The sequence below is a fragment of the Treponema sp. OMZ 798 genome (assembly GCF_024181385.1).
In the GTDB taxonomy this organism is placed as follows: Bacteria; Spirochaetota; Spirochaetia; order Treponematales; family Treponemataceae; genus Treponema_B.
Genome location: NZ_CP051305.1, coordinates 687,049 through 701,871, shown reverse-complemented (window position 1 = coordinate 701,871; position 14,823 = coordinate 687,049). Strand labels below are relative to the sequence as shown.

Below are 14,823 nucleotides of genomic sequence, written 5' to 3'. Positions count from 1 at the left end.
ATGAAAGAAATTATCGCAACAAACAAGGCACCCTCAGCTATCGGCCCCTATTCCCAGGGAATTAAGGCAAACGGTTTTGTGTTTACATCGGGACAGATTCCCTTGGATCCTGCTACAGGAGCCTTCCCCGAAGGTATTAAGGCCCAAACACGCCAATCCTTGCTTAACGTAAAGGCCATTTTGGAGCAGGCAGGAACAAGCATCGATAAGGTAATTAAAACCACCGTTTTTTTAAGCGATATGAATAACTTTGCTGCAATGAACGAGGTATATGCAGAAATCTTCGGTTCATCAAACCATCCTGCAAGATCAGCCGTACAGGTTGCCCGCCTTCCTAAAGACGCCCTCGTCGAAATTGAAGTAATAGCCCTTGCATAATTTACTTAAAGTACGGGTTTTTCCTGTACTTCTGGCTTCGGTCCTCTTATTTGCCGCTTGTGCAAACAAAGAGGCCGAACCAGAAACAGTCTCTTTAACGGAAAAAACCGAGGCGGAAACCAAATCGCTAAACATACGCTGGTATTATTTTACTCAAGCTGAAAAATCGGAAACTCCGTGTTTAAAGCAAACGGATTCTCCCGAAAAAGTTCCGGAGCAAGGTTTTATGCCGTGGACTGAAGCTTTAAGGGTGTCCGGCCTAGGGCTTATGTATGATCCGCCCCTTTTTCTTGTAAATAAGGCAGGAATTTTACCGGCATTCTCCATTGAAGAAGAGCCTAAAATAGACATCAAAAGCGAATTTTATACAAAAACGGCTGAAGGCTTTTATAAAACCGGCATTGGGAGCCTTTTAAGACTGTATACCAATACTATTTTCTCGCCTGTTCTGCCCGATGAAGGCCCTTCAAGTCTCCTTAGGTATAATAGCGTAAACGGAGAGCTTTTAAGCCTCATCCGTCCCGAACATTTTAAACTCACAACCGGTTCACAACTCTCGGCGCTGGAATTCGATAAAAAATGGTTTGCAGCTTTTAAAACGGAACAAGGTGACCATGTAACATTCGACTATTTTTCTTTTTCTTCTTTTGAAGACTTATTAAAAGGAACTTACTCCGTAATAAGCCAAGAAGAATTTATCAATGCATCTTCTCCTTCTTCCCTCGTTGGAGATAAGGACGGCATAGGAAAAATTTTGAAGATGACCGGAAAAAACATAAAAGCAGAGATATTTTCGGAAGACTTAAATACAAAACAGGTAATTTTTTACCAAAACACCAATAACTCATATGCCGGAGATTTTGAAATTACAGCCTCCGTATGCCAATTTACGCCTGAAAACAATCAAAACCCTTTTAAAGCTGTTCTTTTAGAAACCGGCAGGCTCTTTTATACAGATACTGAAACACAAGAATGGAAGGAAATCTCACTGCCTGCTCTACCCCAAGACTTTATTTATACATACTTTGTAATCAAAAATGATATTATAATTTCGGCCTGGGAAGAACAAAGCTTTTTCGAAACAGGACGCACCGGATTATTGGTATATAAAATCCGGCAATAAATTATATAAAAAATACAAGAATTTGATATTATCTAGTTGACAAAAATACGAGCTCTCATCTATTATAATCATATAGATATAAACTAATAGTAGTACAAGGGGTTGTTTATGCTTGAAAATCTTGAATTGGAAAAATTCGATAATACCTTAATTTTCAGTGATTCCTACAATGATGACTTTGATGACGACGATTTCGACGATGACTTTGATGATGATTTTGACGATTTCGACGACGATGATGATTTTGACGATGACTTTGACGATTTTGATGATGACGATGACTTTGATGATGATTTCGACGATGACTTTGATGACGAAGACTTTGAATATGATGACGATGATGACTTGGATTACGATGATTTTGATGAATAATATGTAAAAATAAATTTCCCGAATAACCAAGGAGTGCTCCGAATTCTACTCTTTGGTTATAATTTTCTTCTATTAGTTATTGAATTAAACCAAAAGCCGGGGTATAATATTCGGTAATTGATTGTATAAATAAGGCTTTAATGTAACATTTTGCAATTAGTGATGTTTAAAGTTCTATGAAATCAATGCTTACTATTTTTACAGTCGTACAATATAAAATTTAAATATTTATATAAGTATATTTAAAGGAAAGAATATTGCAAAAAATTAAAGAAGGCTTTATAAAAACAAGCGAATTGCCTGTTAAAACCTTGACTGCAGAACAAAAGGCAAAACTCAACCTTCGCGGTAATGAACTTTACAATAAAAAGGACATAACTGCTGCAGAAAGGATTTTTATTACAACCGGCTATTCGGACGGCCTCGCAAGAATAGGCGACTACTACGCAAACCAAAATGAACACCTAAAAGCATTAAAATTTTATCATCTGGCTCATAATACCTATAAAGAAGGTATTTTGCTGGATAAGTTGGCGGAAATTATACGTATGCTGATTTAAAAATTAGCAGCGTTTAATTGATTTTAGATGTAAGTACATACATTTATGGAGGATTAATGTCAGACATCAAATATGAAAAAAAATTAGCCAATACGGATATTCCGGATAAGACTACAGAAATTTTTGAAAACAATTTAGATAAAGGAATTTCTGCTCTTGAGGAATCGGATTTTATAACCGGTCCGGCCTTTAGTGAAGACATATTCAGCCCCGAGGATTCAAAACAGGTTGAAATATCGGAACTTTCAAAACAAGCCTACTCTCTTTTGAAAGGAAACAGTATTACCGAAGCAATCAATGTTTTTAAAAAAATATTGGAACTTGATCCTACAAATAATTATGCATTAGTAGGCTTAGGTGATGCAGAGCGTAAAAACAACAAATTCAATGAAGCAATAAAATTTTACAAACAATGTCTTGAATATCATCCCAGCAATAACTATGCTCTTTTCGGCCTTGCTGACTGCTATAAATCCATGAACCAATTTCCAAAAGCTATATCCATATGGGAAGAGTACCTTAAATTTGACGATAAAAACATTACAGTCTTAACTCGGGTTGCCGATGCTTACCGAAAAACCAAGGAATTTGACAAGGCAGAAAAGCTGTATCTAAAAGTATTGGAAAAATCTCCGAAAAACGCTTATGCCCTGATAGGCTTGGGACACCTAAATTATGACTTTAAAAAATATAGGGAAGCACTTGTCTACTGGGAAAAGGTAATGGAATCAAGCGGAGAATTTGTAGACATCCGCATCTTAACATCTATTGGAAACTGCTACCGAAAAATGAAATTATTTGATAGAGGCGTATATTATTTTGAAAGAGCTCTTGAACGTGCTCCCGACAACTTTTACGGACTTTTCGGCTTGGCTGACTGTTACAGAGGTTTAAATCAGCAATATAACTCAATAGTATACTGGAAAAAAATACTTGAACTCGATCCTAACAACAAGGTCATTTTAACACGAATAGGCGATGCCTACCGCAGTATGAATGACTTTGAAAAGGCAAAGGAAAGCTATCAAAAAGCTCTCGATATAGACTTTGATTCATATGCAATGTTAGGTCTTGCAATATTGTGTAAGCTGCAGCAAAAATATGATCAGGCTATTACTACCCTAAAGCATCTTAAGGATACCGAAGATACAAACTACAGGGTATATCTTGAACTTGCCCAGTGCTATATAGAAAAAAAAGAAAAACAAAAAGCAATAGAAACTTTAATGGATTTCCAAAAACTTGGAATTAAAAATCAAACAGTTTCGGATCTTCTGTTTGAGCTGACAAAAAATGACCATTAAAAAAAACGAAATATCTCTTTCAGGAATGTTTCCTGAAGAGATTCAAAACTTTTGCGGCTTAAAAGAAAAATTCCGGGCCGAACAAATTTTTCGCTGGATAGCTTCAGGAGTACATAGCTTTGATGACATGACAAATCTGTCATTTGACATGCGCTCTAAACTAAAAAAAGATTTTTCTCTATTTTCGACCAAAATAAAAGAAGCTTTAAAAGACAAAGACGGTACAATCAAACTGGCTGTAGAGCTTTATGACGGTTCCGTCATAGAAACCGTATTATTGACAGATAAAGCAAAAAGAAAAACGGCCTGTGTTTCATGTCAGGCAGGCTGCCCTATGAAATGCGCATTTTGTAAGACCGGCCAGATAGGCTTTTTAAGAAACCTCTCGGCTTCAGAAATCGTAGAACAGTTTTTGCATTTGGAAAGAGAAGCCGGCGCCTTGGATAATATAGTCTTTATGGGTATGGGAGAACCTATGTTGAATTTGAGCGAAATAGATAAGGCAATAAAAATTCTTGCTCATCCCAAAGGAAGAAACCTTTCTAAAAGACGCATAACAATTTCGACTTCAGGCCTATGCGAGGGTATCTACGATATGGCAGATAAGGGGCCTGAAGTGCGTCTTGCAGTCTCTCTGACAACAGCTGACGAGGTATTAAGGTCAGAGCTTATGCCTGTCAATAAAACAAACAGCCTTGACGAATTAAAGCAAGCAATAAAATATTTTAATTCAAAATCAAATAAGAGAGTAACATTAGAACTGGCCCTTATGAAGGGGCTTAACACCGATAAAAAGGCAGCTCAGCAGGTTATGGAATTTGCAAAAGGCCTTGAGTGTTTTATAAATTTAATACCTTGGAATCCGGTAGAAGGCTTGAATTTTAAAAGCCCTTCAGAAGCCGAAGTCCGTAATTTTGAAAACTATCTAAAAAAAGCAGGCTTAAACATAAGCACCAGACAAAAACGAGGGCAAAAAATAGGAGGAGCTTGCGGTCAACTGGGATCTACCGCAAGTAAGATCAAACAGGCCCTAATACAAAGAGAAAATCCTGTTTAACTCCTGTATCCTTTCTTCAGGTATAGGAACAATATCGAAAGACGGCTTTGCAAAAAAGTAACCTTGGAACAAGTCGACACCAAAGCGCAGCAATACATCTATCTCATCGATTGTTTCAACACCTTCGGCCAATATTATTATATCTCTCTTCTTTGCATAAGAAACAAGGTTTTCCAATACATTTTGCTTATCAAGGCTCTTATGAACGTCCCTTACTATGGACATATCTATTTTTACCAAATGAGGCGATAGGAATAAAAGGGATGACTCGTTACTATAACCGCTTCCGAAGTCATCGATAGCAACCATTGCATTCCAATTACGGATTCTTTCATTTTTTAGATCATAAAAGTTCGTGTTGAGAGGCTCTGATTCCGTGATTTCCAAAACGATATTTGAAAGATAAGGCTTAAATCTTTCTTCAAATTCAAAGAATTTGGCATCCGATAAAACTTGAGAACTTATGGTATTTAAAAATATCTTCGCATTTTTAGATATCTCTCCTTTTTCGATCTTTTTAACAAAGGTATCCATAGAGCCAAAAAAAGTAAGCTCTTCAAGTTTATGCAGTTTTGACTGTGCTTTAGCAAGACGCAGTATGTCCTCCGGACTTTTAAATTCCGGAGCCGAAGAACGCATCAGCATTTCATATCCGTAAATATCGCCCGTACCGGAAGTAACAATCGGCTGTAGAGCATATTCTATAAGATTCCTTTCAAGCATCTGATTGAGAGCTTCCGTACCATGGATCATTATATAATTTTTTTTATAAACATCCAAGTTAAATTCATGTAAAGAGCCCTTAAACGAGTGTTTTACGTCATACATTGCAAAATCGGCATATCGAATCAAATCGGCTTGATTGTCGGCATCATAAGGATACCAAGCCAAACCGGCAGAAACTCGAAGCCTTGATGTCTCTCCATTAGGAAGGGTTATAGGCGTTTCCTGTATATCCTTCCAAAAAGCGGTCAAAATAAGCTTTATTTCGTCCGACGTCGAAAAGGTGTAAAAGAAGGTATAAAACTCGTCTCCGGAGCGTCTGCAAACAAGACAGCGGTCTTGTTGCAGCATAGCAAGTTTTTTTCCAAACGCCATAAGATGCGTATCGCCATAAGCATGGCCAAAAGAATCGTTTAGATATTTTAGGTTATCAAGGTCCCACATAACAAGGGCACAAATACCTAAATGCTTTTGTTTAAATACTTCGGTTATCTTTCTATCAAAGGCAGCTCTATTATAAAGACCTGTAAGCTCATCATAATTCATTTGAAGCTCAAGTTTTTTGCGGTCTTCAACTTCCTTTGTAATATCTAGTGCTATACCTAAAATTTTGTCGTTTTCCTTCGTCTGCATAAACCTAATCCAACGAACCTTTCCATGAGCCCCTGTCGGTATAGCATAGATAGTCTTTGCATCATCCTTTGTATTTATATAATACTCATAATGATCCAACAATTTATAAAATTCGTCCGTCTTCAAAACGGAATCGCCTGAATATTTTTGAATATTAAAAAGCTTAAACCAAATCGAATTGCAAAAAACCGTCCCCATTAAAATATTGTGTTCAAAAACGCCTATAGGAACTTGAAGTTTTTCTATAATCGTAGATACCCGAGAAGCTGCATTAAAAACACTGGCACTTAATTTTTCTATTGCAACAATTAGAGTATCTATTTCGGTTATATTCATTTTTTCGATATTTACTATCTTTCTAGGATCACTGTTTTGCAGCTTTAATACAACCTTTGTAAACATATTGGAAATATGCTTACTCGACAAGTAAGATCCGGCTAAGAACAAAAAGCCCGATACAAGAACAGACTGCCAAAATATTTTTTTAAGTGTTACCGAAAACGAAAGAATTCCGGCCTCAGGAGCCAAACCTATAAGCACCCATTCTTGATTTTCATACATTCCGTTACGCTGATAAAGATGAAAGGGTTCTATGGCCAAACAATATCTCTCTGTAAATATTGAGCCCTTATCAATACTATAAACACTTTTATAATCGGTCCGTTCAACCTCAAAGGCAGGAATATGGCTGGAATTCAAATTACTTGCAATGCTGTTAAAAACTATTGGCAAAAAAGTTCCGGCATCATTACTTATATCATGAACAGCCATACAGTACATTCCCTTTTTAGAAATATCAAGCTCATCAAAGTCTAAAAAGGTCTGAATATACTTTGCCGAAAGATCTATGCCAAGAATTCCGTAAATATTTCCTTTTTCATCCATTATCGGAATAGAGTATGTAATTGCCTCATCACTTAAAGGGTCCAGCTTAAATAGAGTATTCCAAAATGCCAGATTTTTGACGGATTCATTCGGATATTTTACGGCAGCTGCAATGGGTGCATTAAAATATCTGTAAACAATATCCCGGCTGTTAGGTGAAATGGTAAAAAAGGGAGACCAATCAACCCCTAAGGCAATATTATTATTTTGCACAACCTCTGCCGGACCTCTCGATATAACTATATCCTCATTGCTTGAAGAATAAGACGAAGGATCTTCATTTCTTATATATAAACCCGGATAAAAAAAGTCGTTTGTTTTTGCAAGAGGGGCGGGAGCATCGATCACCAAAAAGACACCTGTAACATAGTTCCTTCTTATGGTATATATAAGCTGGGGCAGAAGTATATCGAGAATACTGTTTTGCAAGTCAGGATTATCTGCAAGCTGATAAAGCTCAATATTATTACGGGATAATTCTTCTTGAATTACTTTTAAAACCTTTTCATGCAAATCTGTAATTCTTGTCCACCTATTCGACATTTCATTTTCGATCAGTATTTTGCGGTTTAAAACTTTTTCACTTAGAACTCCATAGGCATTATCGCTGGATTTTTTAAGAATGTCTGAGCTTAAAAACATCGACATCATTACAGCTGCCTGAATAACAAATACAAAAAGCATAGGAACCAAAAGCCGTGACAAAATGGAAGTAGAATATTTTCGTTTACCTTTACTTTTTTTCATTATCACTCCAATTATTTTAAATCAAGTAATTTTTTTTCAAGCAGCTTAAGCCAGACGTCAAAGGAATCATCACCAATGAAATCAGTTACAGCTTCTTTATAGCTTTTCCCGGCCTTAATCTTTTCAAGTACCTTAGCCCTATCTTCTTTTGCTTTTTCTTGAAGTAAATCTGCAAGAATATTCCTTGCCTTATCCGAATTCTTAAAAGCCGGCTGAAAATAAAGATCTAAGGATTTCATTGTTTCTATGCTTACCTTAAGCGCATCCTGGACTACAGGTAAAATACATATACCGTCACTGCAAAAAGCAGCAGTTACCTGTTCCGCTTCAAGTTCTTTTTTCTTGACAGGCAGATAACCTGTTGAAACGGCAAATTCGGAATATTTTTGCATATCGGTAAACCATTTTAAAAATAGGATAGAAGCAGTCTCTCTTTTTATGTTGCTTTTTAATACGGCCATACCCGCTCCCTGCTGCACAATGGTTTTACGCTTTGCATTTCTAAAATGAGGAATTGGTAAAACCTCTAAATCGACAGGCTCAAAATTACCCTCAGAATTTATAACCTTTGACGGTAAATAAATTGAGGATGAAGTTGAGGTTACACAAGCAATAATATCACCCGTTTTTAAATCATCGGCCCTAAAACGGCCCTTTGCAGTAAAAAAACCTTTTACAAACGGAATATAATAATTATCCCAGCAAGCACGCAAGGATTTTTTATCCAATACAAAATCAACATCACCGTTTTCCAAAACATTGAAAATACTATGGCCAAGCTCATAAGTACCGGTTAAAATATAGTTACTCAAGGCATCCCGCCCAAAAAAAGGTTTACCGTCATTAGGCTCGGCAGTTAACGAATCAGTCCACTTATAATATAATTCCGCAACCTTTACTAAACCTTCCCAGGTAACTAAATCACGGTAAGAAACGCCCATAGCCTCTGCAAAAGGTTTCCATGCAGTCTTATTTAAAACAAAAACCTCGGTAGCCTTAGCAACCGGAAATAATTTAATTTCATCTTTTACGCCAAACCCGGAGGAGTATAAAAAACTTTTTACATATTCGTCTTTTTCTTTTTGAGTAAAAAAATCTGCTAAATCCAACAAAAGATCTTGTTTGTTGAAGTCATAGGCTGTATCGGGATAAGCCGAAAAAATATCGGGGATTTCATCTGCTCCAAGTTTTTGCGAAAGGGCATCTGCCAAGAATGAAGATATTTCGCTTGCATTTCCCGCCCTCCTGATACCTCGGACATAGACTCCGTATTTTGCACCTTCTGAAGCATTAAAATTATCCACCAGCCTGTCAAATTTTTCTTTTTGAGTTGCACTATAATAATGCCAAATATTTATAGTGATAGGTTCATTTTTATTTAAAACTTTATCAACATCATACTTAACGGTCTTGTCTTTAGATAAAATTCGATTGCATGAACTTATAAGCAAACAAAGAATACAAAAAATGACAAGCTTCAATATTTTCATAAATGCCTCGTGTGCTATATTTTAGCATATCATATTGAGAATTGCAAGTATTATGGAGAAATTAAAGTATTTTTTTTTATGTTTAATAAACGCTATGGATTCTTTTTTATTTTAACATAACCCAATGAAATAAGGCTGCTATAAAGAGGCTTAAAGTTTTTATCGAAGCCGTAAGTTGCTGCAAAGGCTGCGACATAAAACGAATCGGAAGAAGGATTACTTGAAGATTGAACATCATAGTCACCGGGTTTTACGCCAGTAAATTCTTCAGCGTTTTGGCGCAATACCTTGGAAGAACTTCCACCCTCAACAAAAAACTCATTAGGTAATGTAAGCACAGTTTCAATACGGAATCTTACCTTACGGTTGGCGGGAGAGCCTGAAGCAGGAACAAGAGGCCTATCTTGATAGGAGTGTCCCTGATATGTTAACAGCTTATAATTATAAGATGACAAGAGATAATTAACTGAGTTGGCAGGATTTGAATCAGTATATTGGATCATCTTCTCTATTAATTTTTTGCAATCATCTTCAGATTCGTAAATACGGTAATAAACTTCAAAGCCCTTAAAAAAGCCTAGAGCAGCATTCAAATTTTCTTTATCTGAAGTTTCAAACTCAAAATACATCTGAGCTTCATCACTATGTCCCGTAGGGCTGTGAATTAATTTTGGAGGCTCCAAATAATCAATATCGTCTATACCGCAGGAGAAAAAAATAAAAATATTTAAAAAAAATAATAATTTTTTTCCAGGCATATGACCTCTGTTAAGGATAAACCGGCATACACCGAATTTATCCTTAAAATCAATTACTGCTTATCATTCCCTGTAAGAACAATTACACGAGATTTTGCAAGAAGAGCCCATTCATTTTGAGGATATTTTTCCAAAAGTTTATTATAGGAAAGTATGGCATCTTCTTTCTTTGCTAAAGCTTCATACAGGCGGCCGGTATTAAAGATAGCCCTGGGGATTAGGGGAAAATTTTCAACCTTTGAAGCTCTCTCGTAATAAGAAAGGGCCTTTTCGTTATCGCCAAGCTCATCGGCACAAGCAGCCGCATTAAAAGATGCAACACCTTCAACATAAGAACCTTTTACAGCTCCGGCTGCAAGTTCATAGAATTTTAGAGCATCTTCATACATCTTGCGTTGAAAATAAATTTCGGCTATAACCGTATTTGCCCTAAAACCTGCATAAGAAGAAGCATATTTGGAACCAAGGCCTTTTAACTCTTCAATGGCCTTATCTTCAGCTTCCTTTACAGCCTCCGAAACCTTTTTTTCGCTCTGTTCGGCAGTATCTTCAGTCACAGAATTTTTAGCCCGATCTTCCCTCTTAAAATCTTCAAGCTCATAAATAATTTTTTCAACGCTTGTAATCGAAGTTTTCCTGGAATTTTCGGCTGTTACAAACCAAACAACAATACCTGCGACGGCAACCAAAATACAAACCAAAACGCCAAGCACTATTTTTCTATATTGGACTAAAAAATCATTGATTTTTTGTGCCAAATCTTTATTTTCATCTAGAACCATTTTATATCTCCTTAATTTCAAGCTCTTTTATCAATCTCGATAAATATGTACGCTGTATTCCGAGTTTTTCGGCAGCAGCTGTTTGATTCCATTTATTCTCATTTAGAATTTTTACGATAAAAGATTTTTTAAAATCATTTACGGCTGATTTTAAATCCGTATTTGAGTAATTAACCTCAGGCTCAAAAGAAGAGGATTCAATTTTTAAAAGCAAGTCCTTTTCCTCGATATAGGGCGGCTTACCCAAAACACAGGCTCTTTCAACGGCATTTTCAAGCTCCCGAATATTTCCAGGCCAAGAGTAAGCATTTATAAGCTTTTCCGCATCAGGCGAAAAACCTAAAAAAGGCTTTTTTACCTCTTTGCTGAATTTCTTCAAAAAGAAATGGGCCAGCTCCGGTATATCCTCCCTCCTGTTTCTAAGAGGCGGAATATATATAGGCAAGACGTTTAAGCGGTAATAAAGATCCGATCTGAATTTTCCCTGCCTTACAAGCTCTTCTATGTTCTTATTTGTAGCCGCAATTATCCGGGTATCAACCGTAAGAGTTTTATTTGACCCTACTCTTTCAAAGGCCATTTCCTGCAAGACCCTTAAAAGTTTTGTCTGCAAGGTTAAAGGGATATCTCCTATTTCGTCCAAAAAAATAGTTCCCTTATCGGAGAGCTCAAACCTGCCCTTTCTATCCGAGATTGCATCCGTAAAGGCTCCTCTTACATGACCGAAAAGTTCGCTTTCAAGTAAGCCTTCGGGTAAGGCTGCGCAGTTTACCCTGATAAAGGGATTATTAACACGCCTCGAATTCAAATGAAGCTGCTCGGCAATCAGCTCTTTTCCTACACCGCTTTCACCCAATATGAGTACGGAGGCATCGGAAGCCGCTATATTACGGCAAAGCTCAAGCTTTTCATTCATCACCTTACTTTTTGCAATAAAGGTGTGGTAGCCCCTATCCTGCTCCAATTGATCTTGGAGGCAAATAATTTCTTCCCGGGACTTTTTATAGTGCTTTGCATTTTCATAGGCTATAGCCGTCTGTGTAGCAAAAAGCTCCAATACGTTTAAATCGTCTGCATCAAAATCTTTTTCGTCTCTCTTGTTTAAGACTTCAATAACCCCGATACACTCGTCTTTAATACACATAGGCACCGCAATCATATTACGGTTTTTATAACCCGTAACCTTCTGCACGGTAGGATCAAAACGGGGATCGCTTAATACATCATTTATGATAGCACTGCGGTTGTATTTTATAACCCAGCCGGCAATACCGTCCAAGGCAATAACCATCTTTTTTGCTTCAATCCCCTTAGGTCCTATTGCAATTTCAAACCTAAGCCTTTCACCGTCCGGCTCAAGCATCAAAAGAGATGCAGCCTCCCCTTCCACAACATCCATTGCCGATTCTACAATCTTTTCCAAAAGAACACTCAAATCTGAATAGTTTGAGTTTATCAGCAAGCTTGTGTTTATAAGAGTATTAAGCTTATCTCTTTTAATGCTCTCAACCGTGCTCATAGAACGAACAGATTTACTCCGGTTTATTCTTTAAAAGGTCTCCAAGAGTATAAGATGAATCGTCATCTTCTTGTTCGGTTGACATATACTGAGAAATTTCTTCCTGCTGCTGTTTTCGTTTAAAATCTTTAATGGAGAAAGCAGTCTTTTTGTTTCTCGGATTTATTTCGATTACTACAGCCTTGATCTTATCGCCTACAGCATATTTTGCAAGAGCTTCTTCCGGTGTTTCATCCCTGGACTCAACCAAATTTTGTTTATGGATTAAGCCCTCGATGTCCCCGGGAACCTTTACAAATACACCAAAGTCCGTGATTGAGGAAACTTCACCTTCAACAATAGAACCGACCTTATAAGCGGCTCCGAATTTTTCCCACGGATCATCGGTAAGCTGTTTGATACCCAAGCGGATTCTTCTCGACTCGGCATCGCATTCGATAACGATAACTTCGATTTCTTTATCTACTTCAAGCTCGCTGCCCGGATGCTTTACGCGCTTAATCCACGAAATATCGTCTGCGTGTAAAAATCCGTCGATACCTTCTTCAAGTGAAATAAAGGCGCCTGCATTTGTAATTTTAACAACCTTTCGGGTCAAGCGTGTTCCTACAGGGTAACGCTCCTCAATGGTATCCCAAGGATTGTCCGTAACCTGCTTTAGCCCCAAAGAAACTCTTCCGGCCTGAATATCGTAGCCGAGAATCATACATGTTACCTTATCTCCGGGCTTTAAGATATCCTCAGGCTTATTAATCTTCTTAACCCAGCTGAATTCGCTGATGTGAGCCAAACCTTCGATTCCTTCATCCAACTCGATAAAGGCACCGAAATCGGTTGTCTTTGTAACCGTTCCCGTAACAATGTCGTCAACGTGGAACTTGTCTTCAAACTGAAGCCAAGGATCCTGAGTAAAATGCTTTAAGGAGAGGTTTATTCTCTTGTTTTCGGGATCAAGGCGGATTACTTTTAGTTCAATCTCTTCACCCTTCTTTACGAAGTCCTTAGGACGGGTTACATGACCCCAGCTCATATCATTGATATGTAAGAGGCCGTCAAAGCCGCCCAAATCGATAAAGGCACCGAAACTGGTAAAGCTTTTTACCGTACCCTTTACGGTGTCGCCTATCTTTGTATTTTCAAAAAAAGCGTCTCTTTCTTTTTCGGTACGCTCTTCCATATACCTGCGCCTGTTTACAACAATATTTTCACCTGAGCGCGAGTTAAAACTCAACTTTTCGATGTAGAATTTTGATTTTAAACCTACTAAGGTTTCAGGCTTTTCGACTCTGGATACATCTGCCTGGCTTAAAGGCAAAAAGGCAGTCAGTCCGCCACCGAGCTTTACCTCATAACCGGCCCTAACCTGCTTTAAGATAGTACCTTCAATAGGAGTCTTATCGGCATGAGCCTGTTTAAACTCTTTTTGAAGAATAAGTCTATCGGCCTTAAGTTTTGATACGGACAAATGACCGTTTGAGCCTTCGGTTTTTTCGATAAGAACATTAACCTTATCGTTTACCTTAGGTTCTTCATCAAACTCATCCAAGGGAATATGCCCCTCTGATTTACCGCCTACATCGACAAAAACGGTTCCGTTGTTTACAGCAACAACATAACCTTCTTTAATTGTCCCCGCCTCCGGAGCCTCAAAATTATTTAAGTACTCCTCTTGTAATTGTGCTTGGATGCTTCCATTGGACTCTTTTTCAACATCCTTTACCACTTCCATCTTTTCCATAGATAACCCTTTATTATTGATATTTTCCGACTTTGCTGCCGGCATTATTGCCGACACCTTCGCCAGCATTTTTGCATAAACTTCATTTATATCTAAGTCCGACGTATCTAAATACACGGCATCGGAAGCTATCTTTAAGCTCCCTTCTTTTTTATTTTTATCGACTTCATCTCTTTCGAGGATTGTTTTTTTTATTTCTTCCGGTGAAAGATTGCTTGTCCCCTGATCAAAGCGCCTTTTTGCCCTGGCCTCTGCAGAAGCATCAAGATAAAACTTAATATCGGCATTAGGAAACACAACGGTTGTCATATCCCGGCCTTCACAAACGGCTCCCGTCTTAGCGGCTTCTTCACGAATTTTCTTATTTAATATACGCCTTATAGGAACTATAGCTGAAAGAGGGGCCACAATGGATTCAACGGCATCACTTCGAAGATGGGCTTCGACATTTTCATTACCCAAGAACATTGCCCCCTTTTTATAAAACAGTTCCGTTTTTTCGGCAAAAGAGGTCCATTTTTCTTCATCGGAAAGATCGGGAGCTTGTCCTCCGCTTCCGTCATCTCCTCCGCCGAAGGAGCGCAGCACAGCCAGAGCCAAGGCTCTATAAAAGCTGCCCGTATTCATAAATGTAATGTTCAAGTGTTCGGCAAGCATCTTTGCAAGGGTACTTTTGCCTGAGCCTGCAGGTCCATCAATCGCTATTATCATATTCTACGATTATACAATTTTTTTAACATTATGTATATACTTT

General features: G+C 37.8%; 12 protein-coding genes. 6 read left to right on the top strand and 6 right to left on the bottom strand.

What is annotated here, in order from left to right:
- The 6 genes from E4O07_RS03300 to rlmN all read left to right on the top strand — a co-directional run bounded on the left by E4O07_RS03300 (window position 1) and on the right by rlmN (window position 4,794).
- On the top strand, window positions 1–378 hold the full coding sequence (locus E4O07_RS03300) for a RidA family protein (RefSeq protein WP_253687366.1): 378 nt from the start codon (window positions 1–3) through the stop codon (window positions 376–378).
- Window positions 371–1,501, top strand: coding sequence for a DUF8086 family protein (locus E4O07_RS03295; RefSeq protein WP_253687365.1), 1,131 nt, complete (start codon window positions 371–373; stop codon window positions 1,499–1,501). The genes E4O07_RS03300 and E4O07_RS03295 overlap by 8 nt, the downstream gene beginning before the upstream one ends.
- Window positions 1,502–1,609: 108 nt before the next feature.
- Entirely contained in the window at window positions 1,610–1,873 is a 264-nt protein-coding gene (locus tag E4O07_RS03290; RefSeq protein WP_253687363.1) for a hypothetical protein, read from the top strand.
- Window positions 1,874–2,130: 257 nt separating this feature from the next.
- Window positions 2,131–2,433, top strand: a complete 303-nt coding sequence (locus E4O07_RS03285) for a hypothetical protein (RefSeq protein ID WP_253687361.1) — start codon at window positions 2,131–2,133, stop codon at window positions 2,431–2,433.
- Window positions 2,434–2,489: 56 nt separating this feature from the next.
- Window positions 2,490–3,737, top strand: a complete 1,248-nt coding sequence (locus tag E4O07_RS03280; RefSeq protein ID WP_253730586.1) for a tetratricopeptide repeat protein — start codon at window positions 2,490–2,492, stop codon at window positions 3,735–3,737.
- Window positions 3,727–4,794, top strand: coding sequence for a dual-specificity RNA methyltransferase RlmN (rlmN, locus tag E4O07_RS03275; protein WP_253687359.1), 1,068 nt, complete (start codon window positions 3,727–3,729; stop codon window positions 4,792–4,794). Before E4O07_RS03280 ends, rlmN begins: the two co-directional genes overlap by 11 nt.
- Here rlmN and E4O07_RS03270 read toward each other — a convergent pair.
- The 6 genes from E4O07_RS03270 to rpsA form a co-directional block, all read right to left on the bottom strand.
- Window positions 4,768–7,782, bottom strand: coding sequence for a bifunctional diguanylate cyclase/phosphodiesterase (locus tag E4O07_RS03270; protein WP_253687357.1), 3,015 nt, complete (start codon window positions 7,780–7,782; stop codon window positions 4,768–4,770). The genes rlmN and E4O07_RS03270 overlap by 27 nt on opposite strands.
- A gap of 11 nt (window positions 7,783–7,793) precedes the next feature.
- Window positions 7,794–9,272, bottom strand: coding sequence for an extracellular solute-binding protein (locus E4O07_RS03265; RefSeq protein ID WP_253687355.1), 1,479 nt, complete (start codon window positions 9,270–9,272; stop codon window positions 7,794–7,796).
- Window positions 9,273–9,364: 92 nt separating this feature from the next.
- Entirely contained in the window at window positions 9,365–10,030 is a 666-nt protein-coding gene (locus tag E4O07_RS03260; RefSeq protein WP_253687353.1) for a hypothetical protein, read from the bottom strand.
- A gap of 53 nt (window positions 10,031–10,083) precedes the next feature.
- Window positions 10,084–10,812, bottom strand: a complete 729-nt coding sequence (locus tag E4O07_RS03255) for a tetratricopeptide repeat protein (RefSeq protein ID WP_253687351.1) — start codon at window positions 10,810–10,812, stop codon at window positions 10,084–10,086.
- A 1-nt stretch (window position 10,813) separates the two neighbouring features.
- On the bottom strand, window positions 10,814–12,331 hold the full coding sequence (locus tag E4O07_RS03250; protein WP_253687349.1) for a sigma-54-dependent Fis family transcriptional regulator: 1,518 nt from the start codon (window positions 12,329–12,331) through the stop codon (window positions 10,814–10,816).
- A 13-nt stretch (window positions 12,332–12,344) separates the two neighbouring features.
- Window positions 12,345–14,780, bottom strand: coding sequence for a 30S ribosomal protein S1 (rpsA, locus tag E4O07_RS03245; RefSeq protein WP_253687347.1), 2,436 nt, complete (start codon window positions 14,778–14,780; stop codon window positions 12,345–12,347).
- Window positions 14,781–14,823: the final 43 nt, after the last annotated feature.

What these genes read in the sequence shown, in the direction of transcription:
- E4O07_RS03300 (WP_253687366.1), top strand. Translation starts at nt 1, where the DNA reads ATGAAAGAAATTATCGCAACAAACAAGGCACCCTCAGCTATCGGCCCC.
- E4O07_RS03290 (WP_253687363.1), top strand. Translation starts at nt 1,610, where the DNA reads ATGCTTGAAAATCTTGAATTGGAAAAATTCGATAATACCTTAATTTTC.
- E4O07_RS03280 (WP_253730586.1), top strand. Translation starts at nt 2,490, where the DNA reads ATGTCAGACATCAAATATGAAAAAAAATTAGCCAATACGGATATTCCG.
- rlmN (WP_253687359.1), top strand. Translation starts at nt 3,727, where the DNA reads ATGACCATTAAAAAAAACGAAATATCTCTTTCAGGAATGTTTCCTGAA.
- E4O07_RS03270 (WP_253687357.1), bottom strand. Translation starts at nt 7,782, where the DNA reads ATGAAAAAAAGTAAAGGTAAACGAAAATATTCTACTTCCATTTTGTCA.
- E4O07_RS03265 (WP_253687355.1), bottom strand. Translation starts at nt 9,272, where the DNA reads ATGAAAATATTGAAGCTTGTCATTTTTTGTATTCTTTGTTTGCTTATA.
- E4O07_RS03260 (WP_253687353.1), bottom strand. Translation starts at nt 10,030, where the DNA reads ATGCCTGGAAAAAAATTATTATTTTTTTTAAATATTTTTATTTTTTTC.
- E4O07_RS03255 (WP_253687351.1), bottom strand. Translation starts at nt 10,812, where the DNA reads ATGGTTCTAGATGAAAATAAAGATTTGGCACAAAAAATCAATGATTTT.
- E4O07_RS03250 (WP_253687349.1), bottom strand. Translation starts at nt 12,331, where the DNA reads ATGAGCACGGTTGAGAGCATTAAAAGAGATAAGCTTAATACTCTTATA.
- rpsA (WP_253687347.1), bottom strand. Translation starts at nt 14,780, where the DNA reads ATGATAATAGCGATTGATGGACCTGCAGGCTCAGGCAAAAGTACCCTT.